General features: G+C 37.5%; 27 protein-coding genes and 2 riboswitches. Of the genes, 17 read left to right on the plus strand and 10 right to left on the minus strand.

The window, feature by feature from the left end; genetic code table 11:
* Window position 1 precedes the first annotated feature (1 nt).
* Window positions 2–1,468, plus strand: a complete 1,467-nt coding sequence (locus ACQ5H4_RS04005; protein WP_430773716.1) for a PAS domain-containing sensor histidine kinase — start codon at window positions 2–4, stop codon at window positions 1,466–1,468.
* Window positions 1,469–1,482: 14 nt separating this feature from the next.
* Window positions 1,483–1,980 carry a methylated-DNA--[protein]-cysteine S-methyltransferase gene (locus tag ACQ5H4_RS04010; RefSeq protein ID WP_430773717.1) on the plus strand — a complete coding sequence of 166 codons (498 nt, stop codon included), beginning with the start codon at window positions 1,483–1,485 and terminating at the stop codon, window positions 1,978–1,980.
* A 25-nt stretch (window positions 1,981–2,005) separates the two neighbouring features.
* On the opposite strand, the gene mtnK is transcribed toward ACQ5H4_RS04010, so the two are convergent.
* Both mtnK and ACQ5H4_RS04020 read right to left on the minus strand, forming a co-directional pair.
* Window positions 2,006–3,193 (minus strand): S-methyl-5-thioribose kinase, encoded by a 1,188-nt coding sequence (gene mtnK / locus ACQ5H4_RS04015; protein ID WP_430773718.1) that lies wholly within the window; start codon window positions 3,191–3,193, stop codon window positions 2,006–2,008.
* 72 nt (window positions 3,194–3,265) lie between these two features.
* Window positions 3,266–3,425: riboswitch (SAM riboswitch) on the minus strand.
* Between the two features lie 68 nt (window positions 3,426–3,493).
* A complete protein-coding gene (locus ACQ5H4_RS04020; protein ID WP_430773719.1) occupies window positions 3,494–4,270 on the minus strand; it encodes a carbon-nitrogen family hydrolase in 777 nt (258 codons plus the stop codon).
* Between the two features lie 129 nt (window positions 4,271–4,399).
* Here ACQ5H4_RS04020 and ACQ5H4_RS04025 point away from each other — a divergent pair, with 129 nt between their 5' ends.
* The 6 genes from ACQ5H4_RS04025 (at window position 4,400) to ACQ5H4_RS04050 (ending at window position 9,390) form a co-directional block, all read left to right on the plus strand.
* Complete coding sequence (locus tag ACQ5H4_RS04025; RefSeq protein WP_430773720.1) at window positions 4,400–5,575, plus strand: pyridoxal phosphate-dependent aminotransferase; 1,176 nt, start codon at window positions 4,400–4,402, stop codon at window positions 5,573–5,575.
* A gap of 83 nt (window positions 5,576–5,658) precedes the next feature.
* A riboswitch (SAM riboswitch) is annotated at window positions 5,659–5,766 on the plus strand.
* An 88-nt stretch (window positions 5,767–5,854) separates the two neighbouring features.
* The gene (locus ACQ5H4_RS04030) at window positions 5,855–7,087 is read left to right on the plus strand and encodes a 2,3-diketo-5-methylthiopentyl-1-phosphate enolase (RefSeq protein ID WP_430774051.1); all 1,233 of its coding nucleotides are present in this window, start codon (window positions 5,855–5,857) and stop codon (window positions 7,085–7,087) included.
* On the plus strand, window positions 7,084–7,746 hold the full coding sequence (locus ACQ5H4_RS04035) for a 2-hydroxy-3-keto-5-methylthiopentenyl-1-phosphate phosphatase (protein WP_430773721.1): 663 nt from the start codon (window positions 7,084–7,086) through the stop codon (window positions 7,744–7,746). The genes ACQ5H4_RS04030 and ACQ5H4_RS04035 overlap by 4 nt, the downstream gene beginning before the upstream one ends.
* Window positions 7,743–8,357 carry a methylthioribulose 1-phosphate dehydratase gene (locus ACQ5H4_RS04040; protein WP_430773722.1) on the plus strand — a complete coding sequence of 205 codons (615 nt, stop codon included), beginning with the start codon at window positions 7,743–7,745 and terminating at the stop codon, window positions 8,355–8,357. Before ACQ5H4_RS04035 ends, ACQ5H4_RS04040 begins: the two co-directional genes overlap by 4 nt.
* Before the next feature lie 14 nt (window positions 8,358–8,371).
* Complete coding sequence (locus ACQ5H4_RS04045; RefSeq protein ID WP_430773723.1) at window positions 8,372–8,914, plus strand: 1,2-dihydroxy-3-keto-5-methylthiopentene dioxygenase; 543 nt, start codon at window positions 8,372–8,374, stop codon at window positions 8,912–8,914.
* 239 nt (window positions 8,915–9,153) lie between these two features.
* A complete protein-coding gene (locus ACQ5H4_RS04050; RefSeq protein WP_430773724.1) occupies window positions 9,154–9,390 on the plus strand; it encodes a Spo0E family sporulation regulatory protein-aspartic acid phosphatase in 237 nt (78 codons plus the stop codon).
* Between the two features lie 53 nt (window positions 9,391–9,443).
* Here ACQ5H4_RS04050 and ACQ5H4_RS04055 read toward each other — a convergent pair whose 3' ends face one another.
* The gene (locus ACQ5H4_RS04055; RefSeq protein WP_430774052.1) at window positions 9,444–10,322 is read right to left on the minus strand and encodes a YitT family protein; all 879 of its coding nucleotides are present in this window, start codon (window positions 10,320–10,322) and stop codon (window positions 9,444–9,446) included.
* Window positions 10,323–10,803: 481 nt separating this feature from the next.
* Here ACQ5H4_RS04055 and ACQ5H4_RS04060 point away from each other — a divergent pair, with 481 nt between their 5' ends.
* The 5 genes from ACQ5H4_RS04060 (at window position 10,804) to ACQ5H4_RS04080 (ending at window position 15,245) form a co-directional block, all read left to right on the plus strand.
* Window positions 10,804–11,628, plus strand: coding sequence for an electron transfer flavoprotein subunit beta/FixA family protein (locus ACQ5H4_RS04060; RefSeq protein ID WP_430773725.1), 825 nt, complete (start codon window positions 10,804–10,806; stop codon window positions 11,626–11,628).
* A 34-nt stretch (window positions 11,629–11,662) separates the two neighbouring features.
* A complete protein-coding gene (locus ACQ5H4_RS04065) occupies window positions 11,663–12,691 on the plus strand; it encodes an electron transfer flavoprotein subunit alpha/FixB family protein (RefSeq protein ID WP_430773726.1) in 1,029 nt (342 codons plus the stop codon).
* Entirely contained in the window at window positions 12,684–13,979 is a 1,296-nt protein-coding gene (locus ACQ5H4_RS04070) for an FAD-dependent oxidoreductase (protein WP_430773727.1), read from the plus strand. Before ACQ5H4_RS04065 ends, ACQ5H4_RS04070 begins: the two co-directional genes overlap by 8 nt.
* Entirely contained in the window at window positions 13,979–14,263 is a 285-nt protein-coding gene (locus ACQ5H4_RS04075; protein WP_066058155.1) for a ferredoxin family protein, read from the plus strand. The genes ACQ5H4_RS04070 and ACQ5H4_RS04075 overlap by 1 nt, the downstream gene beginning before the upstream one ends.
* 736 nt (window positions 14,264–14,999) lie before the next feature.
* A complete protein-coding gene (locus tag ACQ5H4_RS04080) occupies window positions 15,000–15,245 on the plus strand; it encodes a hypothetical protein (protein WP_430773728.1) in 246 nt (81 codons plus the stop codon).
* Between the two features lie 119 nt (window positions 15,246–15,364).
* Here the strand turns inward: ACQ5H4_RS04080 and ACQ5H4_RS04085 are convergent, their stop codons facing one another.
* Complete coding sequence (locus ACQ5H4_RS04085; protein WP_430773729.1) at window positions 15,365–15,706, minus strand: SAM domain-containing protein; 342 nt, start codon at window positions 15,704–15,706, stop codon at window positions 15,365–15,367.
* Between the two features lie 211 nt (window positions 15,707–15,917).
* On the opposite strand from ACQ5H4_RS04085, the gene ACQ5H4_RS04090 reads away from it, so the two are divergent.
* Window positions 15,918–16,436, plus strand: a complete 519-nt coding sequence (locus tag ACQ5H4_RS04090) for a hemerythrin domain-containing protein (protein WP_430773730.1) — start codon at window positions 15,918–15,920, stop codon at window positions 16,434–16,436.
* 29 nt (window positions 16,437–16,465) lie between these two features.
* On the opposite strand, the gene ACQ5H4_RS04095 is transcribed toward ACQ5H4_RS04090, so the two are convergent.
* Both ACQ5H4_RS04095 and ACQ5H4_RS04100 read right to left on the minus strand, forming a co-directional pair.
* On the minus strand, window positions 16,466–17,695 hold the full coding sequence (locus ACQ5H4_RS04095) for an MFS transporter (protein ID WP_430773731.1): 1,230 nt from the start codon (window positions 17,693–17,695) through the stop codon (window positions 16,466–16,468).
* Window positions 17,696–17,826: 131 nt separating this feature from the next.
* Window positions 17,827–19,320, minus strand: coding sequence for an ATP-binding protein (locus ACQ5H4_RS04100; RefSeq protein WP_430773732.1), 1,494 nt, complete (start codon window positions 19,318–19,320; stop codon window positions 17,827–17,829).
* A gap of 181 nt (window positions 19,321–19,501) precedes the next feature.
* Between ACQ5H4_RS04100 and ACQ5H4_RS04105 the strand changes: the two genes are divergently transcribed.
* Together ACQ5H4_RS04105 and ACQ5H4_RS04110 are read left to right on the plus strand one after the other, a co-directional pair.
* The gene (locus ACQ5H4_RS04105; RefSeq protein ID WP_430773733.1) at window positions 19,502–19,954 is read left to right on the plus strand and encodes a MarR family winged helix-turn-helix transcriptional regulator; all 453 of its coding nucleotides are present in this window, start codon (window positions 19,502–19,504) and stop codon (window positions 19,952–19,954) included.
* A 108-nt stretch (window positions 19,955–20,062) separates the two neighbouring features.
* Window positions 20,063–21,757, plus strand: a complete 1,695-nt coding sequence (locus tag ACQ5H4_RS04110; protein ID WP_430773734.1) for a M3 family oligoendopeptidase — start codon at window positions 20,063–20,065, stop codon at window positions 21,755–21,757.
* A gap of 50 nt (window positions 21,758–21,807) precedes the next feature.
* Here the strand turns inward: ACQ5H4_RS04110 and ACQ5H4_RS04115 are convergent, their stop codons facing one another.
* Window positions 21,808–23,949 carry an ATP-dependent Clp protease ATP-binding subunit gene (locus tag ACQ5H4_RS04115; protein WP_430773735.1) on the minus strand — a complete coding sequence of 714 codons (2,142 nt, stop codon included), beginning with the start codon at window positions 23,947–23,949 and terminating at the stop codon, window positions 21,808–21,810.
* A gap of 212 nt (window positions 23,950–24,161) precedes the next feature.
* Here ACQ5H4_RS04115 and ACQ5H4_RS04120 point away from each other — a divergent pair, with 212 nt between their 5' ends.
* Window positions 24,162–25,208 carry a YkvI family membrane protein gene (locus ACQ5H4_RS04120; RefSeq protein ID WP_430773736.1) on the plus strand — a complete coding sequence of 349 codons (1,047 nt, stop codon included), beginning with the start codon at window positions 24,162–24,164 and terminating at the stop codon, window positions 25,206–25,208.
* Window positions 25,209–25,232: 24 nt separating this feature from the next.
* Here the strand turns inward: ACQ5H4_RS04120 and ACQ5H4_RS04125 are convergent, their stop codons facing one another.
* The 3 genes from ACQ5H4_RS04125 to ACQ5H4_RS04135 form a co-directional block, all read right to left on the minus strand.
* The gene (locus tag ACQ5H4_RS04125; protein ID WP_430773737.1) at window positions 25,233–25,889 is read right to left on the minus strand and encodes a hypothetical protein; all 657 of its coding nucleotides are present in this window, start codon (window positions 25,887–25,889) and stop codon (window positions 25,233–25,235) included.
* 76 nt (window positions 25,890–25,965) lie between these two features.
* Window positions 25,966–26,577 carry a CPBP family intramembrane glutamic endopeptidase gene (locus tag ACQ5H4_RS04130; RefSeq protein ID WP_430773738.1) on the minus strand — a complete coding sequence of 204 codons (612 nt, stop codon included), beginning with the start codon at window positions 26,575–26,577 and terminating at the stop codon, window positions 25,966–25,968.
* Between the two features lie 154 nt (window positions 26,578–26,731).
* Window positions 26,732–26,920, minus strand: a complete 189-nt coding sequence (locus ACQ5H4_RS04135) for a YkvS family protein (protein WP_066058257.1) — start codon at window positions 26,918–26,920, stop codon at window positions 26,732–26,734.
* Window positions 26,921–26,984 lie beyond the last annotated feature (64 nt).

The following is a 26,984-nucleotide window of genomic DNA, read 5'->3' on the forward strand; positions in this document are numbered from 1 at the left end:
CGTGAATACGTTCCTTTCAAGTGTAGGTATGGAGAATATGCGAATCAATCAAATGAATAAAAATAATATAGAGATACCAATTGAGGATCTATTTAAATCATTTTTTATAGAATCTCTTGATGCGATTATATTTTGGAATGAAAATATGAGTATCATTGACGCAAACGATGCAGCCTGTCGCTTATTTGAATGTAGCCTTAATATATTAAAGCAATATCCAATTGATGCTTTTGTGTACGAAAAGGATGAAAAATATCATACCATCATACAGGACTTAAACAGAAGGGGTTCCATTCGAGACGAATTACTATTTCAAATGTACAATGGTCAAATGAAATATCTGGAGTTTTCAACCAAGCTTTTTGTCGTTGATGGATATCATATGACCATTTTTAGAAATGTGACTGAACGGTATCAAATGGAAAAAAAGTTAAGAGAGAGTGAGCAAAAATTCCGGAAAATTTTTGAAGGTTCTCTTGACGGAATGTTATTATGGGATGAAAATCAAAGAATTATTGATGTGAACCCTGCCGGTGAAAAGTACTTGAAAGCAAATAAATATGAAGTTGTCGGAAAAACAATGCGTGATTTACTGATCAATTGTCATTTTCCGGATGAAGAGTTAAATGAAGTTATGAAAAATCTCATGCTTGAAGGTCATGCAACAGGTACGTTAACATTAACGACAAGAAGTGGGAAGACTTTGCATTATGAGTATTCTACGAAGCAAAATGTAGTAAGTAACCTAAGTTTAACAACCTTCAGGGATGTTACGGAAAAGCTTGAAATGGAGGCGAATCTTCATAAATCTGATACCCTTAGTGTAATCGGTCAGTTGGCAGCTGGAGTTGCCCATGAAATTCGTAATCCGATGACTGCGTTGAAAGGTTTTATTCAGCTTTTAGAGGACTCTAGTGAAGGAAAGCATTCCATGTACTTTGATGTGATCTCAACAGAACTGAATCGTATTGATGCGATTATAAATGAATTTTTAATATTAGCAAAACCACAAGCGATCAAATTTGTGGATCATAGTATTACTCAGATTATGTCTGAAACGGTCAATCTATTAAGTGCACAAGCTGTTTTGTACAATGTTCAGTTCCTCCTTCATTACGATGATGATTTACCAACATTAATCTGTGAACCTAATCAGCTGAAAAAGGTCTTTATTAACATGATTAAAAATGGCATAGAAGTTATGCCGAGCGGCGGATATATTACGATTTCAATGAATCAAACAACTGATGATCGGATACATATTTCCATAAAGGATGAAGGCTATGGAATACCGGAGGAAAAACTGAAAAAGCTTGGTCAGCCGTTCTATACGACCAAAGAGAGGGGAACAGGCCTAGGTCTTATGGTTTCTTATCGGATTATAGAAGAGCACGAGGGGACGATTAAAGTTGAAAGTGAAGTTGGAAAAGGGACGGTATTTCATGTGTATTTACCAGTAGGAAAATAAAGGTGGAATCATGTATGAATAGATTGTATGGAACGGTTGAATCGGAGTTAGGCACCATTTATATAGTAGTAGAAAATGAACTAGTATCGGCCGTTCATATTGGAGAAGAGGATTTTCAGAAGCACGAAAATGGTCATCAGTTGATCCTTTCACTTGAAAATGAACTAGTACAAGAAGCGGTGCAGCAAATGGAGGACTACTTTTCAAAGAGAAGAAAGGGTTTTGATTTACCACTTCAGATGGAAGGAACTGAGTTTCAATGCTCTGTTTGGAAGGTCCTACACTCGATTCCATTTGGAACAACATACAGCTATCAGGAAGTAGCAGAAAAGATAGGGAATAGTAAAGCCGTTCGTGCGATCGGACAGGCGAATAAAGCGAACCGTCTTCCTATTATTATTCCATGTCATAGAGTTATTGGGAAAAATAAAAAGCTAACTGGCTATGCAGGAACGCGTACAGATATAAAGGAAAAGCTCCTTACACTAGAAGGAGCTGGCTTTAAACAATAGTAAGAATACGAGTAGAGAATTCCTTCTACTCGTATTTTTTTGTGTGTAAAAATGTAACTAACTCTTCAATGGATGTGAATTCATTACGCTTAAGAATTAATGTTCTTCCTAACGCTAAAGATTTTTCTTTCGCAGCAATTCGTTCCTTTTCATCCGAAAGACCATCCAAGTCCGCAACATGGGCAAGACCGATTGTTCTTCTTATAAGTTCACACCCAGCAAATCCAACCGCATCCTGAAAGTATTTTTGTAGAGTAGAAGAAAGGAAACCGTCAATACGGGCAAATGGTTCTAAATTGTCTTGTTCCCATAGGACTGAAAATTGATTTTCATACACATTCCAGAACGTTCTTACATGTGAGTATACCGCATGTGATTTTTCTTCGAAGGCAATAGCTTGGAACAATAAATTTGCAATTACTTGACCCATATCAAAACCTACAGGACCAAAGTATGCAAATTCTGGGTCAATTACTTTTGTTTCTTCCTTCGACACAAATAAGCTGCCTGTATGAAGATCACCATGTAAAAGTGCTTCAGCTTCGGTTAAAAAGCTTTTTCTCAGTAACGCTACTTGAAGTTTTAAATCTGTATCCTTCCATAGTTTTTCAACTGTTGAAGTAAGCTGTGGTTCAAAATCATTTGTCTCTGCATCAAAGTAAGGATCTGAGAAAATGAGGTCCTCAGTAATTTTACATAATTCTGGGTTAATAAATTTTCTAACAAGCTCTTTCTTTTGACCTTTATCCAAACCAAACTCCGATGTGAAAAAAGTTGTATTGGCTAAGTATGTTCCAAGATGACTTGCAAGCAGGGGATACTCGTTTCCATCAATTAACCCTTTTCTAGCGATAGTTAAATGAGATAAATCTTCCATAATCGTTATTGCTAACACTTCGTTCGTATAATACACTTCAGGAACAAATTCAGGAGCGTGCTTTTTAAATAGTTTTAATGCTTCTGCTTCTATCGTTGCTCGTTTTAAAGTGAGGGGCCATGATTCTCCTACTACTTTTGCATATGGAAGAGCTTGTTTTATAATGATGCCTTTTTGATCTTGATCTTTAATATGAAAAACTAAATTTAAATTTCCATCTCCTATTTCTGTACACGATAGAGTACTATTTTCGGAGAATAAATTTCTCTCTTTTGCTAGTGAGATGGCTGTTTCTTCTGTTAATGGTTGATAAGTTTCTTGTACTACTGTTGACATAATGATTATCCTCCTATTGCATAAAAAAACCTCTTTCTGCTAGAAAGAGGTTTGAGGCTGTAGTCAACAAACCTCTTATCTACCAGAAAGGAAATTTCTTTCTGTTGGAATTAGCACCGTGCCTTACGGATATTATCCGGCGCTAAATCGATAGCGCCCCATTTCACAATGGAATTACGGTCGGTTGCTGGGCTTCATCGGGCCAAATCCCTCTGCCTACTCTTGATAAGAGATGTAATTTTCAGTTAATATTTACTGATGAGAATCATATCAGCATAGTGTTAAAGTTGTCAATAGTTTTTAATATAAGTCTGTCCGGCGGTCTGAAAATATCGGAATCATGTTACGGACTTTCTTCACTTCTGCTAAATCAATTAGACCAGTAACAATGGATTCATATTCGTCTCCCTCTGCAATTACTTCCCCCCAAGGATTAATAATCAAAGAATGACCAGCAAACACATTGTCAGGATCTGAGCCAGAACGATTACATGCTATGACAAAACATTGATTTTCAATCGCTCTAGCAATTAATAAAGATCTCCAATGGTTCAAACGAGGGAGAGGCCACTCAGCAACCACCACGATGGTCTCCGCTCCTTCTGTCGTATGAGCCCGAATCCATTCAGGAAAGCGAATATCATAGCATATCAATCCTGCAAATAAGTGATTGTCGAGCGCAAATATGCCTTTTGTACTTCCAGATTGAAGATGTTCATGCTCGTTCATTAGTTTAAAAAGATGCGCTTTGCTGTATGTGGAAACAAGTTCACCTTCGTTATTTATGACAAGCAATTTGTTATACACACCGTTGTTTTCTTGAGAAGCAACAGAGCCACCAACAATATGCACACGATGTTGTTTAGCTAATTTTTGCAAAAATTCAATGCTCTTTTTTGCTTCCACATCTGCAAGAACATCGAGTCGGGTTAAGTCATAGCCTGTCGTCCACAGTTCTGGAAGGATGACTAAGTCAGGTTTTTCAGCCATGGCTGACTCTATTAATCTTTCCGCTTTTTGAAAGTTTTCTTCTACATTTCCAAAGCTTATGTCCATCTGAATACAAGAAACTCTCATAAGAAACCACCTTTTCTAAAAAAAAAATAGTAAAAATACTTTACAAGTTGTCATTTACGATATACATTTGTGACTAGTTTTTCAATATAAAAATTGCCAATTGCCCGAAAATATAAAGTAGGTGGAAAAATGATGATATATCCTCAATCAAAATTATTAAAAAGCTTACCTAAACAATTCTTCGCTTCACTTGTTGCAAAAGTAAATAAGCAGATCAGAGATGGTCATGATGTGATAAACCTGGGTCAGGGAAACCCTGATCAACCGACAGCTTCACATATCGTAAAAGCCCTGCAAGTGGCTGCAGAGAATCCGAATAATCACAAATACTCTCCCTTCCAAGGCTTCGCGTCATTAAAAGAGGCGGCTGCGACATTTTATAAAAGAGAATATAACGTAGATATCAATCCAGAAAAAGAAGTTGCCATCCTTTTTGGAGGAAAAGCTGGGCTTGTTGAAATCCCACAATGCCTATTAAATCCAGGTGAACATGTTCTCGTCCCTGATCCGGGTTATCCTGACTATTGGTCGGGGGTAGCTCTTGCACAAGCAGAAATGATTACCATGCCATTGAAAGAAGAAAATCATTTTCTTCCTGATTATACGGCTCTATCAGATAGCGAGCTAGAAAAGGCAAAGCTTATGTTCTTAAATTATCCGAATAACCCGACAGGCGCAATAGCAAATGCTAATTTTTTCGAGGATACAGTCGCGCTTGCCAAAGAGCACGAGATTTGTGTTGTTCATGATTTTGCATATGGAGCGATAGGCTTTAATGGTCATAAACCGATTAGTTTCCTACAAACAGAGGGTGCAAAAGACGTCGGGATTGAAATTTATACGTTATCTAAGACGTATAATATGGCTGGTTGGAGAGTAGGCTTTGCGGTTGGAAATGAAAGTGTCATTTCAGCTCTTAATTTGTTGCAAGACCATTTATATGTAAGTCTTTTTGGAGCTGTCCAAGAAGCGGCAGTTGCAGCATTAACTGAGTCTCAAAGTTGTGTACGAGAGTTAAATGCATTGTACGAATCTAGAAGAAACGTGTTTATCGGAGGACTTCAAGAATTAGGTTGGAATGTAGTAGCTCCGGAGGGGTCATTTTTTGCATGGCTAAAGGTTCCTACCGGTTATACATCGGAACAATTTTCAGATCTATTACTAGAAAAAGCACATATTGCTGTTGCCCCTGGAGTTGGGTTTGGTTCATGGGGAGAAGGCTATGTACGAGTGGGGCTGTTAACCTCGGAAGCGCGTTTGCGAGAAGCGGTTGAAAGAATATCAAAGCTCCAAATTTTTAGTTAATGTATTGACAGTCGAATTAAATTCTGGAATAATCAAAATCAATTGAAAGTATAAACAATAATTCCATAATGAAAACATTCGTTTTCTTATCAAGAGCAGGTGGAGGGACGAGCCCGACGAAGCCCGGCAACCGACTTACAAGGTTTGTAAGCACGGTGCTAATTCTTGCAGCAAATGCTGATAGATAAGGAGATGTTAGTTTACGATACTAACCTCTTCCTGATGACAAGAAGAGGTTTTTTTATGTCTATACGTATAAGAGAGAAAGGACGAAAGCAAATGAGTGAGATCATCGCAACGTACTTGGTGCATGACGCTAAACACAACCCTGAGAAAAAAGCAGAGGAAATTGCGCTTGGTTTAACGGTTGGTTCATGGACTCAATTACAAAAGCTTGAGCAAGAACAATTGAAAAAATATAAAGGTAGAGTTATTTCCACAGAAAAATTACACATAGATGAACAGACGAATGAAACGGTAGCGGTGTTAAAAATCGCCTACCCTTCAAATAACTTTTCGCTAGATCTTCCAGCTATTTTAACAACGGTGTTTGGAAAGCTGTCTCTTGACGGGAAGATTAAGCTGTTAGATCTTGATTTTTCAAAAGAGTTAAAAGCGGCTTTTCCAGGTCCTAAGTTTGGTATTAATGGTCTAAGAGAGAAGCTTGGGGTATATGATCGTCCGTTATTGATGAGTATTTTTAAAGGAATTCTAGGGAGAGATCTTTCATTCCTTTTCAGCCAATTGCGCGAACAGGCATTGGGTGGAGTCGATTTTGTAAAAGATGATGAAATACTTTTTGACAACCCATTAACTCCTTTTGAACAAAGAATTACTGGTGGAAGAGAAGTTCTGCAACAGGTCTATGAAGAAACAGGACATCGTACCTTATATGCTGTGAATTTGACAGGACGTACGTCTCAATTAATTGACAAAGCTAAGAGAGCAAAAGAACTTGGTGCGGACTTACTATTATTTAATGTGTTTGCATATGGTCTTGATGTTCTTCAGGAATTACGCGAAGAAGAGGGTGTCGATCTTCCGATTATGGCACATCCAGCTGTGAGTGGAGCACTCACTTCGTCTGATGTATACGGAATTTCTCATTCCCTACTACTTGGAAAATTGTTGCGTTACGCTGGAGCCGACTTGTCTTTATTCCCATCTCCATACGGTTCGGTGGCTTTGGAAAAGAAAGCAGCATTATCGATTGCTGAAGCATTAACAGATCAATCAGCACCTATGAATGAGAGCTTCCCAGTGCCATCAGCTGGTATTCATCCTGGACTTGTTCCACTTTTACTACAAGATTTTGGCTTAGATAGTGTCATTAATGCTGGTGGTGGCGTTCATGGGCATCCGGCTGGTGCGAAAGGCGGAGGTCTTGCTTTCCGCCAAGCGATCGAGTTAAGTCAACAAGGATTGCCATTGAGAGAAAATTCGCAGCAATATCCTGAACTAGCAACCGCGATCGAACTATGGGGAGTTACTGAGGTGGCGAAACCATCATGAGCAAGAAAATAGCTGTATTTTGTGATTTTGATGGCACGATTACTGAGAAGGATAACATTATTGCCATTATGAAAAGATTTGCACCTCCCGAATGGGAAGCGCTAAAAGACGACATATTATCTGAGCGTATTTCAATAAGAGAAGGAGTGGGAAAGCTTTTCTCTTTGCTTCCTTCTTTAAAAAAAGAAGAAATCATTACGTATGCGATTGAAAATGTTAAAATTCGCGAAGGATTTCCTGATTTTGTGAAGTTTTTGAAAGAGCAGGATATTCCCTTGTATATTGTTAGTGGTGGCATTGATTTTTTTGTATATCCCATTTTACAAGCTTACGGCCCTTTTTCAGGAGTGTATTGTAATGCTGCTGATTTTAGTGGTGAATATATCAATATTCTTTGGCCAAATGCATGTGATGAGCAATGCCAAAATGATTGTGGATGCTGTAAACCTAGTATTATACGTGGACTTAAAGAAGATTTCTACAAAGTAGTTATTGGTGATTCAGTAACCGATTTGCAAGCAGCAAAGCAGGCTGATCTTGTCATTGCCAGAGAGTTTTTATTAGAAAAATCAAAAGAGTATGGGTTGAATCATAGAGAGTTTGTTGATTTCTATGATGTGATCAAACATATGTCGAAGGTTGAGGAGTTGATTGGATGAGCCTGTTAACAGAACGTTGGGATGAACTTGCTGATGTGAAGGATGAGCTTGCTGTTCGAGATTGGTTTATGGGAACGAGCGGGAATTTAGCCATAAAAGTTAGTGACGATCCTTTACAATTCCTTGTAACAGCAAGTGGTAAGGATAAGAGAAAAAGAACGTCAGAAGATTTTTTACTTGTTGATGGCAATGGAAAGCCAGTAGATGAGACGCATTTGAAGCCTTCTGCTGAAACACTCTTACATGTAGAAATTTATCAAAAAACATCAGCCGGTTGCAGCTTACATGTTCATACCGTTGAAAATAATATCATATCTGAATTATATGGTGATCAAGCTGAAATAACTTTCACGGGTCAAGAGCTAATTAAAGCTTTTGATTTATGGGAAGAAGATGCCGTCCTTAGGATCCCAATCATCAGTAATCCAGCACATATTCCTACATTAGCACAGGAGTTTAGTGAGCATGTAAAAGAGGATAAAGGCGTAGTGTTAATCAGAAATCATGGAATAACGGTGTGGGGGAAAAATGCATTCGAGGCAAAAAAACTACTAGAAGCATCCGAATTTTTATTTCGCTATCATCTAAGACTTTTAGAATATAAAAAATAAAATATTAAAGGAGAATGAAAAAATTGGCACATATCGTATTTCAAAGTACAAAAGAAGAGATTAGAGATCAAAAAGAAGTGGCAGCGTTTTTACAATCTCAAGAGGTAATCTATGAGCATTGGGATATTACAAAACTGCCTAGCAATCTTCAAGAGAAATATATTTTAACGGATGAAGAGAAAGCAGAAATCCTATCTGCATTCTCAACTGAAATTGCAGAAATTTCAGAGAAGCGTGGATACAAAGCACAAGACGTTATTTCTCTTGCTGAACACACTCCAAATCTAGAGCAATTATTAACGAACTTCCAACAAGAACACCATCATACAGACGATGAGGTCCGCTTTATTGTTAGTGGACATGGAGTGTTTATTATCCAAGGTTTAGATGGTGAATTTTTTGAGGTGTTTTTAAACCCTGGAGATCTTATTTCAGTACCACCGAATGTTAGACATTATTTTACCCTGCAAGAGGATAGAAAAGTAGTTGCCATCCGTATTTTTGTAACAACTGAAGGATGGGTTCCAATCTACGAAAAGAGTGAAATAGAAGCTTAATAATAGTTTTCAAGGCACTAGAGTCTATACTCCTAGTGTCTTTATTACTTTTGATGCATAAAATCGATAATTGTCGAAAAGTAATAGGAGTTTTAGGGTGTTTTTTGTCGTATTCAGAAATATTTAGAAAAATTTGTCTTATTTTGCGATTCTATTTACTTTTATTCAAATTCTTGTAATAATTCATCAAGTGATCAATTTTTATTTGGGGATTTAAGGAGTATTAGGAGGTTAACGGGGTGCAGCAGAATAGCAGTGAAATGCTTGCCACGATTCAACAAATGAGAGAGAAAATGATTGAATCTGCACAAGCAAATGGTCTAGGTGGGGAAGAGACAATTGAGTGTAGTCAGGAGCTGGATAAGCTAATTTTTGAATATCAATGCTTATCAAAAGAGAAGAAGAGCAAAAAAGAGATAAGAATTACCAGAAAACAAGCTATGTTTGTTTGGCCTAATAACATCATATGCGTTTAAATAGATAGAAAAGGAAGGAGACGATTGCGCTCCTTCCTTTTTTGTAGGTTAATCTAATGGATGGCTCGTTTTTTAAATCTACCGCCTCTAACTTCGGCAATGTCTGCAACAGCTAGAAAGGCATTACTATCAAGATCCTCTACAATGAGCTTGAGCTTTGCTTCTTCAAGTCGTGTAATGACACAGAAGATCACCTTTTTATCGTCTCCTGTATAGGCTCCTTCTCCAGTTAGGAAGGTGACACCCCGTCCGAGTCGGGCCAAAATCGCATCACCAATTTCTTTATACTTATCGCTAATGATCCATGCAGACTTTGATTGATCTAACCCTTCAATAACGATATCAATGGTCTTAAAAGCAATAAAATAAGCTAGAATCGAATACATCGCTCGGTCCCATCCAAACACAAAACCCCCGGTTCCAAAAATAAAAATATTAAAAAACATAATCACTTCTCCAACAGAAAAAGGAACCTTTTTATTAATTAATATGGCAAGGATTTCTGTACCGTCCAGTGAACCTCCATAACGGATTACGATCCCTACACCTGCCCCTAAGGCAATTCCTCCAAATACGGTTGCTAACAGGATGTCATCAGTAAAAGCAGGAACAGGATGAAGATATACGGTTGTGATTGATAATATGGTGATAGCGAAGAGTGTAGATAGTGCGAAGGTTTTTCCAATTTGTTTATATCCGATGAAAAAGAATGGAACATTTAAAATGAAGATAATTAGACCAATTTTAATAGCAGTAATATGAGACAAAATGATTGAAATCCCGACGATTCCACCATCCATAATCTGATTAGGTATAAGGAAAATTTCTAATCCTACAGCCATCAGAATAGCTCCAATAAAAATAAAAATGGCTCTTTTGATAATACTCTTTTTCGGTAATTTTTTGTGCTGTATATGGTTCTCTAAATTCATTTGAATAGCTTCATGAACAAGTTGTTTTTCCATTAAGTCACCTCCATTATTATTGATCCTTGTTTTTTATTATACAATAAATCGTTTCTATGTAGGTAAATCTGGAAGTCACATAATTACATACATGATTTTTACATGACATCTGTGATTTTTATCATATGGAAAATATTCAATTTCTTTTAATATAGTAACTATAATGGTAAGTATTGTATCATTCCCTTCAAAAAATAATTGTTATTCCATCATAGTCGTTAACCCCCACCATTTATATATGTAAATATACAAAAATGAAGATTCCGTAAGAAATCTTCAACTCATATTATACCAATTTTGAAAACGCATACAATATTATATTATTCACATAAAATATCAATTAATTTGTTTGTACTATGCCCGTAAAACGAGACATATATCGTTATTACGAAGCTTTGCAAAATATATATAGGTGATTTAGCCATTAGTCATTAAGGAGGGGATTTTTATGCATATTGTAGTGTGTGTCAAGCAGGTACCTGACACAAAGATCATTAAGATTAATCCTAAGACGAATACACTTGATCGTCGAAGTGCACCAGCTATTTTAAATCCGTACGATGCACATGCTGTTCAAGAAGCAGTTCGGATGAAGCGTCTCATCAAAGATGATGTATATATTTCTGTTTTATCAATGGGTCCACCACAAGCAAATGCGATTATTAAAAAAAGCGTGGAAATTGGTGCTGACGAGGGATATTTAATTTCTGACCGTGCATTTGCTGGTGCAGATACATTAGCAACTAGCTACGCATTATCGAAGGCTTTAGATAAAATCGCCAGTATCAGACCGATTGATATGGTCCTTTGTGGAAAGCATGCAATTGATGGAGATACGGGGCAAGTGGGACCTGGAATTGCAAGAAGATTAGATATTCCTCCAGTTACGAACGTGATCGAAGTAACAGAGCTTAATGAAAAAGAGCAAAGTGTAATTGTTAAGAGAAAGCTGTCAGGTGGTTACCAGTTGCTCCAAATTCAAATGCCATGTTTATTGACTGTCGAAAAAGAAATCAATGAGATTGAATATTCTCCTCTTCCTAATATGTTAAAAGCTGCAAGGTACGAACCAGTTGTTTGGACGGTAAACGATTTAGAAGATGTGGACCGTACACAGCTAGGGCTTAAGGGATCACCTACCATCGTTGGTAAAATGTTTACACCTCCAAAGCATGAAGGTGGGAAGCGTTTAGAGGGCTCTTCAGATGAACAAGTAAGAGAGCTGATCAAATGCTTACTTGAAGAGAAAAAAGAGCTTTTTTATGTGAAGTGATACACATTAATAATCGATGATGGGGGTGCTTGGAATGAGTAAAGAATACCGTGGTGTCTGGGTATTCATAGAACAAAATGAAGGTGAGATTGAAGGTGTTTCGTTAGAACTGCTTGGAGCTGGAAGAAAGTTAGCCGATAAGCTAAGTGTTTCACTCGGGGGAGTCCTACTAGGTAAAGATGTTAGAGCCCTTAGTAATCAAGTCATCTCATACGGGGCGGATGAAGTATATGTAATTGATCATCCAGTATTAGAGGATTACCGAACAGAATCTTATATGAAGGCCGTGGTACTCCTCGCCGAAAAGTACAGTCCTGAAATATTTTTATACGGAGCCACGCCAAATGGAAAGGACCTTGCCAGTGCAGTTGCGACCGATTTAAGTACGGGTTTGACAGCAGATACAACCATGCTTGATGTCGACCTTGAAAAAAGATTATTGGAGGCAAGTAGACCAGCTTTTGGTGGAAATATTATGGCAACGATTTTATGTAAAAAGCATCGCCCACAAATGGCAACGGTTCGACCGAAAGTAATGAAAGCTCTTGAACCAGATAAAGAGCGACAGGGAGTAATCATTGAAGAAGATATCGAATTGCATGAAGAAGATATGAGAACTAAAGTGCTCAAAGTGGTAAAAGATGTAACTAAAAGAGCCAATCTTGCGGATGCACATATCATTGTTTGCGGTGGAAAGGGTTTAGGAGATCAGCAAAATTTCTCATTAATATATGATCTCGCGGAAGTGATTGGTGCGAGTGTAGGTGGTACGAGGGATGTGGTAGAAGCAGGATGGCTCCCACATGAGTTGCAAATTGGGCAAACTGGTGAAACAGTAACACCTAAAATATATTTCGCAGTTGGTATATCAGGCGCTATTCAGCACGTAGTCGGTATGAAGAATTCAGAAATTATAATCGCTATTAACAAGGATCCAAGTGCTCCTATTTTTGATGTCGCAACCTATGGAATTGTAGGGGATGCTATGGAAATTCTTCCGAAACTCATCCAACAATTTAAAGAAATACGTACAGAAAAGGGTGGTGAAATCAGTTATGCCTGAAAAATTTGACGTAATCGTTGTGGGTGCTGGACCTGCAGGAACTTCATGTGCCTATACCTGTGCAAAGAATGGTTTGAAGGTGCTCCAACTCGAGCGAGGGGAGTATCCAGGTAGTAAAAATGTAATGGGAGGCGTATTATACAGGAAACAAATGGAGGAGATCATCCCTGAGTTCTGGAAGGAAGCGCCATTAGAAAGACCTGTTATTGAACAACGCTTCTGGATGATGGATAAGGAGTCTACCGTCTCCTTTGGCTACAAAGGGTTAGAGTGGGGAAAGGAGCCTTATAATAATTTCACCGTATTAAGAGCACCGTTTGATCAATGGTTTGCAGCAAAAGGAGTGGAACAAGGGGTATTGCTCATCAATGAAACGGTAGCCAATGAGTGTATTGTAGAAAATGGAAAAGTGGTAGGTGTTCGAACCGATCGTCCTGATGGAGATGTGTATGCGGATGTAGTCGTATTAGCTGATGGTGTAAACTCTCTGTTAGGCAAGCAGCTTGGCTTTCATAAAGAATTTCGCCCTGATGAAGTAGCTCTAACGGTAATGGAGGTTATTAATCTATCAAAAGAGAAGATTAACGATCGCTTTAATCTAGAGGAAAACCAGGGTTGTACAATAGAAATCTTTGGTGATTCAACAAAGGGGAACCTTGGTACAGCCTTCATTTATACGAATAAGGAGAGTATTAATATAGGCGTAGGTACTACCCTATCCAGCATGATAAAAGCAAAGCTCAAACCGTATGATTTGTTAGATTACTTGAAAAATCATGCTATGGTAAAACCACTACTTGCGGGTGGGGAGTCTGCTGAGTATTTAGCACATTTAATTCCGGAAGGAGGATATCATTCGGTACCAAAAGTGGCAGGTAATGGGGTTGTAGTTGTCGGAGATGCGGCACAATTAGTAAACGCTATCCATCGAGAAGGCTCAAATATGGCTATGTCATCAGGAAAAATGGCAGCTGAAGCCATCATTCGTGCGAAGGAAAGAAATGATTTTAGTGAGGCAAGTTTAAATAGTTACCGCGAAGCTTTATACAATAGCTTTATTATGAAGGATCTAGAAAAATATAAAGACGCTGCCCATACATTTGAGCATCATCCTCAGTATTTTAAAGAGTATATTCCAATGGTGAACCAGGCAATGAGTAAGTTCTTTACGGTCGACGGAACACCAAAGCGTGAAAAACAAAAACAAATCATGAGAAGTGTAACTGGGACAAAAGGAACGTTTAAAGTCATTCAAGATGTCTATCGTGCTTGGAAGGCGGTGAAATAATGTCAACGAAAACAATCGAGGAAAAACAGTACTTACTGCGTTTTAAGTGTGATACAAAATCCCATCTAACAGTGCTTGACCACGATGTTTGTATGACAAAATGCCCCGATAAAATCTGTACCGTATTCTGCCCAGCGGAAGTATATAAGTGGGAAGGGACAAGAATGCAAGTGGGGTACGAGGGGTGCCACGAATGTGGAAGCTGCCGAATTGGTTGTCCATATCAAAATATTAAATGGGAATATCCGAAAGGTGGCCATGGAATTGTATTTCGATTAGCTTAATGGTGAATAACTGATTAAGAAAGACACCTTCATTGGATATGATGGGTGTCTTTGTTTGTTATGTCTGAATCAAACTCGTATTCGGAGAATGAAGCTAGTTGGGTTTATATGTCCGAATGAACACCGTATTCAAACAATGTCAGAAGGGTTTTCATGATCAAGAGTCCGAATGAGCACCGTATTTGGACAAGGGCAGAAGGGTTTTTGGATTAAGAGTCCGAATGAACACCGTATTCGGACAAGGACAGAAGGGCTTTCATGAACAAGAGTCCGAATGAGCGCGGTATTTGGACAAGGGCAAAACGGTTTTTGGGATGAAGTGTCCGAATGAGCCTGGTATTTGGACAAGGGCAGAAGGGTTTTAGGGATGAAGTGTCCGAATGAGCGCGGTATTTGGACAATGTCAGAAGGGTTTTAGGATTAAGAGTCCGAATGAACACCGTATTCGGACAAGGGCAGAAGGGTTTTCATGATCAAGAGTCCGAATGAGCCCCACTTTGGACGAAATCCCATGTTATCCATGTCCAAACCTCTACCGCCATTACTCAACTTTAATCATTTTTCTCACTCTTACCTGAAACACTAGTGTTTTGATAAAAAACTAGAATTTACTATGTAGATTATTATTTTATGTATAAAATGTGAATTATTAAAAGATTCCGATAATATAGTTGAAAACGAACGAGCGTTCCGTTACTATTAATATAGGTACTATTAATAGATTGGAGGAGACAGTATGGATCGAACATCGTATTTAGCTGGGATACTCTACTATTTGACAAGTGATGTACAAGTTCAGGAGGCAGCCATTGATATATTAAATGGAGAATTAACAGTGAAAGAGGCGGGGGCCCGTCCTACTTTGCAGCCTGTTGTTTTGCAGGCGAAAAAGCGGCTAAAGGAACTTGAAAAGAATAAAACCGATAAGCAACATTTAGAGATAGTTCAGTTTGTTGAAAACTACTTATATAGCTATCAATGATAGAATCACTTCAACATCTTCGATAGACCTCTATGAATTCCATCTTATTTTTGCGTTATGTATAAATTTTCACATAGTAGCCTAAAAAGGAAAAGCCAAAAGTATTGATTATAACCTTGTTAGCTTATTCGTACTCTAACTGTGTATTTCATCATCTCGTCGTTAAGTCCACTAATCATTAAATCCTTCGCCGTATTGCAAGCCTGTTCAAAGCAGGAATAACTTTCCGTACAATAATGTGGTTGACTTAACTCAAAGTTCCCATGAATGTCTGCTAGGTAGACAAGAACGTTCCAAACATAAAAATCTCCTGTGCCATTTCTAGGATGACCGTCTAATGCGACTAGCCAGTGTACAGAAGTCTCAGACATGAATCGACTTCCTTTTAGCATGGACTGGTCATTCTCTCCAATTCGAATAAATGCGGTTGGGTAAAATTCTTGTAGATTACATTGATACATTTTAACCCCTCCTAACTTCTCATGTTTACAAAAGAAACTTTCTATATTTTCATTATATGAGCTTTAATAAAAAATTACCTCCTTAATTGTTAAAATTTTTAAAATTTTAAAAGCGTTTCCATTCCTCTGCTTCTGTGATACGTATCACAACAGACAAGCTCTTACTTTCTTATAATTATAGTAACAATATGATTAAAAGGAGAAATGAACTATGCAAGGTTGTATGAGCTCAATGATGGATAGAAATGTAGAATTATGTGAGGGATTACAGCAATTAAAAAATGAGCATCTTCCATTGCTTTTAATGCTTGATGGACTCCTTGAAACATGTCAGCAAATAGAGCGTGTTGAAACTACAAGGGAAAAGATGTTTCAGGAATTAACTCAAAAGGTAAAAGCCTTTTTTCATGAATTAGAGCCCCATTCAGAGAGGGAAGAGGGCGTGTTATTCTCCATGATGGAAAAGTATATTGGTAGGGAAAGTGGACCGATTGCAGTAATGGAATACGAGCATGACCAGGCAAAAGGCTTCATCGGGACATTCTTAAAGGCAGCACACTCTGATGGTTTTAAAGATGAAGAAATGATAGAGCTTGCTGGACTTATAAAAAACGCATATTTCACTCTTGTTGATCACTTTGCTAAGGAAGAAAATGTGCTATTCCCCATGGCACAAAACTTTTTTACAGAAGAAGAAAAGCAGGAATTAAAGGAAAGAATTAATAAATAAAAACGGAAGAGGGTGTACCTCTTCCGTTTTTATTTGTATATATCTGCGATTTGTTTGTCTGAAGGAAGGAGCAGTGTTAGAAACCCTAGTAATGGAAGAAAACCGGTTGAAATAATCGTTAAGGGCAATCCAATCGTATCTGCTAATATCCCTAAAAACACAGATCCTAAAGCACCCATTCCAAAAGCTAATCCTACAGTCAATCCTGCCATAGTCCCTATCTTACCCGGAACCAGTTCTTGGGCATAAACAACGGTTACAGAGAAACTAGACATGAGTATGAAGCCCGCTATCCCAAGTAAAACCACCGCGAAATAATGAGGTGCAAAGGGAAGCAAAATGGTGATTGGAGCAGAACCAATCATGGATAGCAAGATGATGGATTTTTTCCCAAACCTGTCAGCTAAAGGTCCACCGAAAAATGTACCTAAAGCTCCTGAAACGAGAAAAACAAATAAATAAAGTTGAGCTTGCTGTATGGAAAAGCTGTACTTGTCAATCGCATAAAATGCGTAGTAATTAGTGATTCCTGAAATATACCATGAACGAGCGAAGATTAAGAACAAGATTACAAGCAAATAGAAGCGAATTTGACGTTGAAATGAAAATGATGGAGGAGCTAAAGTCTGCTTTTGTTTCGGTTTCCGACTATCTATTTTGAGTTTGTTAGCATACCAAAAAGCAATATAAACAAGCAGTCCGACGGCAACTGCTGCGACAATGGTAAACCAGCCAGCGCCTCTTTGGCCAAAAGGAACGAGTATGAGTGCAGTAATTAATGGAGCGAGTGCTTGCCCGGAATTTCCACCAACTTGATAAATGGACTGTGCAAGCCCTCTTCTAGGTCCAGCGGCCATATAGGCAACTCTTGAACCTTCCGGATGGAATACAGCGGATCCTAATCCAATAAAGACCACCGAAATAACAATCAGTAGGAAACTAGGGGCAAAGGCGAGACCCAGAACTCCGATTAGTGTGAACGTTAGGCCAATGGGTAAAGCAAATGGCATGGGCTTACGGTCTGTAATGATTCCAACAAAGGGTTGCATGATAGAGGATACGATATTTAGAGAAAATCCAATGATGCCTAGTTGAGTAAAGCTTAGTCCCATGGATTGTTCAAGTATAGGGAACATGGCGGGGACAACCGACTGAATGGAATCGTTTAACAGGTGACATAATGCGATAATGAATAAGATTTTATACGTTGTTGCACTGTCTGGTTTTTTATATTCTTGAACAGTAGCAGTTTGTGCCATAATAAAAAGATCTCCTTTAATTGTTGAAGAATGGTATAAAGATATCTTACTAAATTTCCAATCATTATGAAATGGTTTATTTCGTAAGGCAAAGTATATAGTTTCCATAAAAAAATAGAGAGACAAGCTCTCTATTTTTTTATTAGTGGAAAGGATACTGCAACAGTTGTACCTTTGTTTTCGATACTTGAAATCTGAATTTCACCATGAAACGATTGGACGATTCTTTTACAAATAACAAGTCCTAAGCCAGTACCTGAGGCTTTTGACGTATAAAAGGGGTGGAAAATCTTCTCAAGTTCTTCTTTTCCAATCCCAACTCCAGTATCAGATATCGTAAGGACACATTTTTCCCTTTCTTTCGAAATACGGATGTCAAGTGTGCCACCTGTAGACATGGATTCAAATGCATTTCTTGTAATATTTAAAATGACTTGTTTCATTTGATCCTTTGTACATAGAACGATAACCGGTTCTTCAGGAAATGTATAATGGCATATCACATTGTATAAGTTTGCTTCAGAAGAAATAAGTGGTTGTAGCTCTTGGATGATCATTTTTAAATCAATTGGCTCGTTTTTCATGGCTGTCGGTTTTCCGAGAATCAGAAACTCGCTCACAATTTGATTAATTCGCTTAATCTCATTATTGATAACCGAAAAATAAAATTGATCTTCTTTATCTTTATGTTTTTCACTTAGTAATTGGACAAGGCCGTTAATGCCAGTTAATGGATTTCGTATTTCATGTGCCGTCCCAGCAGCTAATGTTCCAACCAGCTCGAGTTTTTGAGCCTCATTTTGCTTTCTTTCCTTAATTGATTGTCTCTTTAGTAAAATATATTTAACTAACAGAAACAGGATATGCGTCAAAATAAAGAACAAAGTAATCGTTCCTACTATATGAGAGATATTTGTTCGTGCCGCCTCTTCAGCTACCTGTACTTTAATCGTCCAAGGTAGCTGATTCATCGGTGTTGATACCCAATGTCCACCTTGTTTGTATAGGTGTTCAGAATCGAAATCAATGATCACTTGATCTTCTTGATTGAGGATGACTATAGGTGTCTCGGGTGTTAGGATTTTCATGATGTTTTGAACATGATCAACTCGAAGCAGTGCAAGAGTGATAAATGTTAGTTGATTTTGTTCATCCAACACAGGCGAAGCTAGTCCAATCACCTTTTGGTTATTTTTTAAAGTATTCACCTGAGCAGATATAATAATATCCTTGGTACGAATAACTTCCTGAATATACGAGTTTTTGTACAGATTATCGTCTAGTAGCTTGTTAGAGCCGACAATCATTCGGCCTTCTTCGTTCAATAAAAACAATCCACTGTATCTAGGATCTGTCTGAAACGCCTTTTGTAGTAATGGTGCCATTTTTTCTGGGCTGTTAACGTATATCTCTGACGTAAGAGACAGAGTTTGAATAGAAGTGACTGTTTCACTAATAAATTGATCCCAATGTGATTTATGAATAGAAGCAACCCATTCAGCATGTTGAACCTGCTCTAAAAGATTTCTTTCTTTTTCAATCTGTGAAAATATATAACTGCCACCTAGTGTTGGTAGTACTACGATGAGGCTATATAAAAGTAGGTTTAGGAAGTGTCTTTTCATGTAATTACTCCAAGCACATATTGTTTTTTGCATAGCTTCGCTTATTATATCACTATATAAGTAAGCTTTTTATAGGAATTATGGATTAGATGAATATTTGACAGACCAAAGCTAGTTTTTCTATAATAGTCTTAATTAAAAATATGTCACCAAAAAAGTAAGTATATTGGATCTTAAAGGAATGAGAATAATGGAAGCTGAAATCAGTCAATCTTTAAAACTTTTTATTGTGCTATCTAGAGCATATCGCTCAGTCAATGAAAATGTTAATAAACTGATACAAACATATGGACTAAATCCAACAGAATTTGCTGTTCTTGAACTTTTATACCACAAAGGAGATCAGCCGTTACAGCAAATAGGAGAAAAGATCCTTCTTGCGAGTGGAAGTATTACGTACGTGGTTGACAAGCTGGAACAAAAGGCATTGCTAGCTAGAGTCGCTTGTCCTAGTGATCGGAGAGTAACGTATGCTCAAATCACAGAGCAAGGAAAGACGTTTATCGAGGATATTTTTCCAGACCATGCACAAAAAATACATGAATTAATGAAAGAGCTTACAGCTGATGAAAAAGATCAAGCAACAGAACTGCTAAAGAAATTGGGATTATCTATTGAAAATAAGAAACAATAGTATGCAAGGTATCCGCTAGGACGCCTTGTTTTTTTTGTTCTTCTCTGCTGCCTGAGTTATAATAAAAGAGTATTTTTTTCAAAATTTTTAAACAAAGGGGGATTCACTTTGCAATTCGAACAGTATACATATGAGAGACCTAATTTTGAGGTTGTTGAAAAACAATTTTTAGATGCATTAGAGGTTTTTTCAAATGCAGCCACTGCAAATGAGCAAAATGAGGCGATGAAAGATATAAATCAAATACGTAATGATTTAGGCACGATGTTTAACCTCGTATATATTCGACATTCGATTGATACGAATGATGAGTTTTACAAGGCAGAACAGGATTATATAGATGAAATTCAACCAAGTGTTGAGGGGTTAGTTACTAAATATTACGAAGAGCTTGTAAATTCACCTTTTAAGCTCGAGCTAGAAGAAAAGTGGGGAAAACAGCTTTTTGCTTTAGCCGAAGCACAGTTAAAGGTGTTCTCTCCTGATATCATTCCTTTGCTTCAACAAGAAAATAAACTTACCACAGAATATACAAAGCTCCTTGCTGCTGCGAAAATTCCTTTCGAGGGAGAAGAACGTACATTGGCTCAAATGGAACCGTTTACAGAGTCAAAAGACCGAGATATGAGAAAAAAGGCAAGTGAAGCGCGTTTTAATTATTTCTCAGAAAACGAAGGTGAGTTAGATCGTATATATGACGAATTGGTCAAGGTTCGTACAGAGATTTCTCAAAAACTTGGCTATAAGAACTTCGTTGAACTAGCTTATTACCGTATGTATCGTACGGACTATAACGCGGAAATGGTCGCTGGGTTTAGAAAACAAGTGGAAGATTATATTGTACCGATTGCTACAAAACTAAAAGAACGTCAAAGACAAAGAATTGATGTTGACACTCTTAAGTATTATGATGAAAACTTCAAGTTTAAATCAGGGAATGCGGTACCGAAGGGTGATCCTGAGTGGATTATTCAAAATGGACAAAAGATGTATGATGAACTTTCAAAGGAAACAGGCGAGTTCTTTCATTATATGGTAGAGAATCATTTAATGGACTTAGTGGCAAAGAAAGGGAAAGCTGGTGGCGGATATTGTACATATATTGAAAACTACAAGTCACCTTTTATCTTTTCAAATTTTAATGGTACGTCAGGTGATATCGATGTATTAACACATGAGGCAGGGCACGCATTCCAGGTGTATTCAAGCAGTCACTTTGAAATTCCAGAATACAATTGGCCTACTTATGAAGCAGCGGAAATACATTCGATGAGTATGGAATTTTTCACTTGGCCATGGATGGAGCTATTTTTTAAGGAAGACACGGATAAATATAAGTTTGCTCATTTAAGTTCCGCCCTTTTATTCCTTCCATATGGCGTAAGTGTGGACGAATTTCAGCATTGGGTGTATGAAAATCCTACCGCTACACCAAAGGAGAGAAAGAAAGCTTGGCGTGAGATTGAAAAGAAATACATGCCTCACAAAGATTACGACGGAAATGAGTATTTAGAGGGTGGCGGATTCTGGCAGCGTCAAGGTCATATATACACGACTCCGTTTTATTATATTGATTACACATTGGCACAAATTTGTGCTTTCCAATTCTGGAAGCGTTCTGGTGAGGATCATAAAAAAGCATGGAACGATTATCTACATCTTTGTACTTTAGGCGGTAGCATGCCTTTTACTGAGCTTGTAAAAGCAGCAAACTTAATTTCACCGTTTGAAGATGGATGCGTACAATCTGTCGTAGGCGAAATTGAGGCTTGGTTAAACTCAATCGAAGATCAAAAGTTATAAGAAAAAGAGCGAAGCCAATGATAAAAAAGGTGGCTTCGCTCTTTCTATTCCTATGCTTTCTTAATAATAATCTTGTCGTCCTCAACAACCGCGATTAATTCCTTACAATCAGGATCGTTTATAATGAAGTCTGAAATTTGATCTTCAATCTGGTCTTGAATCACCCTTCTTAATGGACGTGCCCCAAACGAAGGGGAGTATCCTAATGTAGCAAGCTTTCTTTTCACTTCTTCCGTCACTGTCACTGTCATCTGCTGCTCTTTAAGCATAATATTTAAGTCACTAATCATAATATCAACAATTTGGAGTAAATCTTCTTCTTGTAATGATGAAAACTCAATAATCGCATCAAAACGATTGAGGAACTCAGGCTTAAAGTATGATCCTAATGTGGCTAATAAATTGCTTTCATGTTCATGATGATCGTTTCCAAAGCCAACCTTCACCGTCTTATGGCCTACACCTGCATTGGAAGTCATAATAATGACCGTATCTTTAAAGCTGACGGTTCTTCCTTGACTGTCAGTTAATCTACCGTCTTCTAGAATTTGAAGGAACATATTTAGAACGTCTGGATGAGCTTTTTCAATCTCATCTAACAAAATAATACAATAAGGGTTACGTCTTACTTGTTCCGTTAACTGTCCTGATTCCTCGTGTCCAACATAACCAGGAGGAGAACCAATCAATTTAGAAACACTATGCTTTTCCATATATTCACTCATATCTAAGCGAATCATAGAGTTTTTTGAACCAAATAGTTCTTCAGCTAATGACTTGGAAAGTTCTGTTTTCCCGACACCGGTTGGACCAACGAATAGGAAGGATCCAATAGGGCGTCCTTTTGCTTTTAAACCAGCTCGACTTCGGCGAATGGCTTTAACTAATTTTTTCACAGCTTCCTGCTGTCCTATTACCTTATTTGATAAATGGCTTTCAAGGTTTTGTAGCTTTTCTTGTTCTGATTGCTCAAGTTTACCCACAGGAATTCTTGTTTTCTTTTCAATTAATTGATGGATATGCTCCACTTTTACAAGTGGTCGTTGATCAAGTTCCCCATGAGAAAGCTTCTGTTCAAGTTCTTTTTCTTCTTCACGTAGCTTGGCTGCGAGCTCATACTTTTCTACCTTTAGAGCTTCTTCTTTTTCTTTTGCGATTTCCTTCAAGCGATTTTCGATGCCTTCCGTATTAGAATAATTAGCGGTTAAATTCAGTTTTGAACCAGCTTCATCGAGTAAATCAATCGCTTTATCTGGAAGAAAACGATCTTGGATATATCGATGTGATAAATTCACACATGCTTCGATCGCCTCGTCTGTAAATACAACCTCATGATAATCCTCGTATTTACTTTTCAGTCCTTTAAGAATTTCAATCGCTTCAGAGATCGTTGGTTCTAGTACTTGAACGGGTTGGAAGCGTCTCTCAAGGGCGGCGTCTTTCTCAATTTTTTTGTATTCTTTTAAAGTTGTTGCACCAATAAGTTGAAGTTCTCCACGTGCTAATGCTGGCTTTAAAATATTCCCTGCATCCATCGATCCTTCTGCACTCCCGGCACCAACTAACTGGTGAATTTCGTCGATAAATAGAATAATATTTTTCTTTTGCTGAAGCTCAAGCATTATTTCTTTCATTCTTTCTTCAAACTGGCCACGAATACCTGTGTTCGATACTAAAGAAGCCACATCCAAAAGATAGACTTGGCTTTTTTTAAGCTTGTTTGGAACACTTCCTTCAGCAATCTTAACTGCTAGATGCTCGGCGATGGCTGTTTTACCAACACCAGGTTCACCGATTAAGACAGGATTATTTTTATTTCTTCTATTTAATATTTCAATGACACGGTTAACCTCTTCGTCACGTCCAATCACTGGATCAATTAAACCAGCTTGTGCCAATGTAGTTAAGTTTCGTCCATATTGATCAATAAAACCTTTATTTTCACTACTTTCCTGAGAAGTCTCCATATTTCTTTGTTGTTTGCTTTGTTGCTTCATATTCATAGGTTGAAAGAATGATTCGAAAGGGGAAAAAGATTGAAAACCAGATAGGTTTGGTCCAAAAGTCGATAACATCTTTTCGCGCTCCTTCTGGAAGCAACTTTGACAAAGATGTAGTTGATTTTCATTCCCATTAATAGTCATTCTTACAGCTATAGTAGCTTCTGTTTTTTGACATGTTTGACAAAGCATTCATTTTTCCTCCTATTTATATATTTTTGACTTTGACTAACTTTGACCTTTTGTAATTCGATTATACTTTGACCTTTTTTGACTTTCAAGTATTTTGATCTGTTTTTTTTTTGTAAGTTTGTTCCAAAGGTGTCTGCTATTCTTATCTTCCTGAAAAAGCTCGTCATTGTTTGTCCTTCTGTTCATATAAATAAATGGAAGGGGGAGATGGAGTGAAAAAGAAATGGGGGGCAGCGTTTCAGCTCGCTGCAGTTTACGTAGGAACTGTGGTAGGTGCTGGGTTTGCCACAGGAAAGGAAATCGTAGAGTTTTTCTCCCGATTTGGTTTTATCGGACTAATTGGGATTTTAATGAGTGGTTATATTTTTATATTTTTAGGCTCTAAGCTGATGCGACTTGCTGCAAGATTACGAGCAAAATCGTATCAGGAGTTAAATACATTCTTGTTCGGCCCTTATTTAGGAGGGGCTATAAATATTTTAATGTTATTCATGTTACTTGGAGTTAGTGCTGTTATGTTAAGCGGTGCCGGTGCCGTTTTTCAGGAGCAGCTTGGTCTTTCAAGAAGTTTAGGAATTATGCTCACGATTGCCCTTTCATTTATCGTCATGATTGTTGGAACAAAAGGTTTATTTGCCGTTAACACTTTTGTGGTTCCTATGATGATATGTTTTAGTTTTCTGTTATTTATGGTTACGATTCAGCAACCTAAGTTTCTTGAACAGCTCTTGTTAATTCCTCCGGCAGACGATGGCTGGAAGTCTGTTGTTAACCCGTTTTCCTATACGGCTTTTAATATTGGGCTCGCCCAAGCGGTGCTTGTTCCTGTTGCAGCAGAAATAGAAGATGAAGATACGGTAAAGTGGGGGGGGATTATCGGAGGTGCTGCGTTAACGGTTATTCTTCTTTCTAGTCATGCGACATTAATCATGCTCCCTAATTTAGAAATATATGAGATTCCAATGGCTGCAATTATGAAAAATCTGGCTTATGGTTTCTATTGGATTTATGTACTTATTATATATGGAGAGATTTTTACATCCGTTATTGGTAATGTGTATGGTCTTGAGAAGCAACTCAATAATTACTTAAAACTACCTAGGATTGCTTGGGTATGCATTATTTTTATCATTTCCTATTTAGGTAGTTTTGTAAATTATGGAACATTGCTTTCTTACCTATACCCTATATTTGGTTACGTAACGATCATCTTTATTGTTCTATTGTGGATGAAGCCGCTAGATTCCGTAAAAAAATAAGACTCGGGGGAAAATCCCTGAGTCTTAATGGGTTTCGTTAACAATGGTTTCTGCCATTTTGATAAATGAGTCACGATGATCAGCAGACTCTTTTGTAAACGATGTTAGTTTGATTACCCCTTCATTGTTGTTTACTAGGTAAGAAGTAATAACTTCCCCGTTTATCTTAGCTTCATACACTTTACTATTTGCAAAAAATTCAAGTTTCGGTGGTGTGACCTCATTTACTTCAGCAGATACAGCCTGCAATTGGTCGATCGCAGTCTGTTCAGTAGCATCCCAGTCAACATCCTCTGGTAAGAGTTCGACCCTCATAAAAATTTCACCATCGTTTGAGAGCATGACTACATCTTTATTTGGTTCCTCTGCTGTTAGTTCATACTCTGGAAGAACATACATTGAATATCCTTGATTATCACTATGTTTTAAAAATGCTGTTTCTTCTTTTGTTTCTCCATTTAATGTAAAGGTTAATTTGTTTTCAAGAAGGCGAATCATTGTATCTGATGGATCGGTTTCTTCATTATTCTCCTCTTGAATAGGTTCTTCCTCTGGTTCTATGTTACCCTGTTCGGAGGATGTCCCATTTTTTGCTTCCTCTAAGCTTGTTTCTCCAGTTCCACAGGCTGTTAACACCGCAGCAAGTATGCCAATTGTTATATACATATTAATAAATTTCAATTACATTTCCTCCTAGTTGTCTATTGAGAGTCTCATCATAATAGACGGAGATGGTTTAAAAAGGTTACAAGCTAAACTAACCTAAAGGGAATAAGACTAACAAAAATAAATCAAATACGAGGTGTGAAACAATTAGTAAAGGAATGCTCTTCTTCCAAACATAGAGGCTTGACCAAACTAGTCCGGCAACAATCGAAGCGAGAATCAGGTGACTTGACCCCGAGTATATGTTGACAGAAGTATATAATAATGTTGATAACAAAATACTGGGTAGGATTTTTATCCGTCCAAGAAGTCGTTTTAAAATAAATCCTCTCCAAAAGATCTCTTCACCTGGAATTATGATAAGAAATAAGACGATGTACTGCCATATTTGAGTAGGGGACATTTGTTTGTACAGCTTTGCGACCGACCCTTTTAACGGAAGATCAACCATATTTAATAAGATATTACCTAGGTAAAATAAGCCAAACAAACTTACTCCCGAAATGACACCAAATGTAATATAAATTCTAAACGGTTGTTGATCATCCATTTCCTCTTGGAGAATGGAATAAGTAATTAAAAACAGCATCGAAGCTGTGAATATGTACCAAAATACACTTTTCTCTTGAAAAGTAAAAAATAATAATACGTGAGCAAGTAATATACCGAAAATCATTTTTACATCCATTTGTTTCTGAAACATATGATGACTCCTCTCTAAAGAATGGTCTTGCATTTATTATATAAAAAAGAAGAAACCTCATAAATAAGAGGTTTCCCCATATTATAACCTATTTTCATTTTTGAGACAAAATCACACTACTAAACATATAGAATGCGCTTCCAATAGTTCGTTTTTAAAATGAAGATTCTTTAATAACTTTATAGTTTTTATGATTTACAACAGTTCTTTGGTCTAATTCTAGATCTCGATAATTGTCCATATAGGTAAGGTCAACAATTACTGAATTTTCGTTTACTTTTTCAACAATTCCTTGTAACCCATCTCTAAATTCAATCACGTTCCCCACTTCAGCTCTTTTCAATGTCGCTCTCTCCTTTTCTTTCCAGATGACGATATTATAAACATTTTGCACTACTTTCTCCTGT

Source organism: Bacillus coreaensis (assembly GCF_050586445.1).
Taxonomy (GTDB): Bacteria; Bacillota; Bacilli; order Bacillales; family Cytobacillaceae; genus Robertmurraya_A; species Robertmurraya_A coreaensis.

Coding starts and splice junctions, on each gene's coding strand:
- ACQ5H4_RS04010 (WP_430773717.1), top strand. CDS start 1,483: ATGAATAGATTGTATGGAACGGTTGAATCGGAGTTAGGCACCATTTAT.
- mtnK (WP_430773718.1), bottom strand. CDS start 3,193: ATGTCAACAGTAGTACAAGAAACTTATCAACCATTAACAGAAGAAACA.
- ACQ5H4_RS04020 (WP_430773719.1), bottom strand. CDS start 4,270: ATGAGAGTTTCTTGTATTCAGATGGACATAAGCTTTGGAAATGTAGAA.
- ACQ5H4_RS04025 (WP_430773720.1), top strand. CDS start 4,400: ATGATGATATATCCTCAATCAAAATTATTAAAAAGCTTACCTAAACAA.
- ACQ5H4_RS04030 (WP_430774051.1), top strand. CDS start 5,855: ATGAGTGAGATCATCGCAACGTACTTGGTGCATGACGCTAAACACAAC.
- ACQ5H4_RS04035 (WP_430773721.1), top strand. CDS start 7,084: ATGAGCAAGAAAATAGCTGTATTTTGTGATTTTGATGGCACGATTACT.
- ACQ5H4_RS04040 (WP_430773722.1), top strand. CDS start 7,743: ATGAGCCTGTTAACAGAACGTTGGGATGAACTTGCTGATGTGAAGGAT.
- ACQ5H4_RS04045 (WP_430773723.1), top strand. CDS start 8,372: ATGAAAAAATTGGCACATATCGTATTTCAAAGTACAAAAGAAGAGATT.
- ACQ5H4_RS04055 (WP_430774052.1), bottom strand. CDS start 10,322: ATGAATTTAGAGAACCATATACAGCACAAAAAATTACCGAAAAAGAGT.
- ACQ5H4_RS04060 (WP_430773725.1), top strand. CDS start 10,804: ATGCATATTGTAGTGTGTGTCAAGCAGGTACCTGACACAAAGATCATT.
- ACQ5H4_RS04065 (WP_430773726.1), top strand. CDS start 11,663: ATGAGTAAAGAATACCGTGGTGTCTGGGTATTCATAGAACAAAATGAA.
- ACQ5H4_RS04070 (WP_430773727.1), top strand. CDS start 12,684: ATGCCTGAAAAATTTGACGTAATCGTTGTGGGTGCTGGACCTGCAGGA.
- ACQ5H4_RS04075 (WP_066058155.1), top strand. CDS start 13,979: ATGTCAACGAAAACAATCGAGGAAAAACAGTACTTACTGCGTTTTAAG.
- ACQ5H4_RS04080 (WP_430773728.1), top strand. CDS start 15,000: ATGGATCGAACATCGTATTTAGCTGGGATACTCTACTATTTGACAAGT.
- ACQ5H4_RS04085 (WP_430773729.1), bottom strand. CDS start 15,706: ATGTATCAATGTAATCTACAAGAATTTTACCCAACCGCATTTATTCGA.
- ACQ5H4_RS04090 (WP_430773730.1), top strand. CDS start 15,918: ATGCAAGGTTGTATGAGCTCAATGATGGATAGAAATGTAGAATTATGT.
- ACQ5H4_RS04095 (WP_430773731.1), bottom strand. CDS start 17,695: ATGGCACAAACTGCTACTGTTCAAGAATATAAAAAACCAGACAGTGCA.
- ACQ5H4_RS04100 (WP_430773732.1), bottom strand. CDS start 19,320: ATGAAAAGACACTTCCTAAACCTACTTTTATATAGCCTCATCGTAGTA.
- ACQ5H4_RS04105 (WP_430773733.1), top strand. CDS start 19,502: ATGAGAATAATGGAAGCTGAAATCAGTCAATCTTTAAAACTTTTTATT.
- ACQ5H4_RS04115 (WP_430773735.1), bottom strand. CDS start 23,949: ATGCTTTGTCAAACATGTCAAAAAACAGAAGCTACTATAGCTGTAAGA.
- ACQ5H4_RS04130 (WP_430773738.1), bottom strand. CDS start 26,577: ATGTTTCAGAAACAAATGGATGTAAAAATGATTTTCGGTATATTACTT.